At 39.6% G+C, this 553-nt stretch carries 1 protein-coding gene; it reads right to left on the bottom strand.

Translation table 11 applies throughout. The features are described from left to right. A partial coding sequence (locus ADA01nite_RS21815; RefSeq protein WP_218029606.1) for a pre-toxin TG domain-containing protein occupies nt 1-533 on the bottom strand: 533 nt, incomplete at its 3' end. Between the last annotated feature and the right edge of the window lie 20 nt (nt 534-553).

Here is a 553-nt window from a genome sequence, read left to right as displayed (position 1 = left end):
GCGGCTTTTGTAGCTTTCGTTGCTCCTCTTATAAAACCTCCACCAAAAATTCCTAACGCGGCTTCTAAACGGCTTGTCTTATCACCTGTAACTGCATCGCGTCCTGTCACAAGTTCCTTAACCGCTTTTAGACTTCCTATTATAGGAGTAGCATCAAGAAGAGCAGAGTTAATGGCCTTGGTAGCCTTTTGAGTCTTCTTATCTACCTGTAAATTTTTATAATATGCTGTAGTTTTAGGATCAACTTTAGGTTGTGGAAACGGAAACTTATAGAGCTCTTCTTTGGAAAGAATCCCCTGAACCTTCATGGATTGCTTCATTTTATTAATCTGTTCCTGTAAGGTTAGATTATTCTGTATCTTCCTTGCATCTGTCGTCACTTTTCCTTTTTGATTTTTCTGCATTTTCTCGAAAGCTTTCATGAATTGTTCGTCTAGCCTTCTCAAATCAGCCCAGGAGTTCTTCGATGCAGATGCAGGCTTAGTCTTTTGTTTTTTCTGCGTAGATTTCTGGTTCTTCTGGAAAGCTTTCATGGATTGTTCGTCTAGCTTTC

Origin of the sequence: Aneurinibacillus danicus, from assembly GCF_007991215.1 — a bacterium.
In the GTDB taxonomy this organism is placed as follows: Bacteria; Bacillota; Bacilli; order Aneurinibacillales; family Aneurinibacillaceae; genus Aneurinibacillus; species Aneurinibacillus danicus.
The sequence above is the reverse complement of the archived record's forward strand: the minus strand, read 5'-3'. Positions and strand labels throughout refer to the sequence as shown.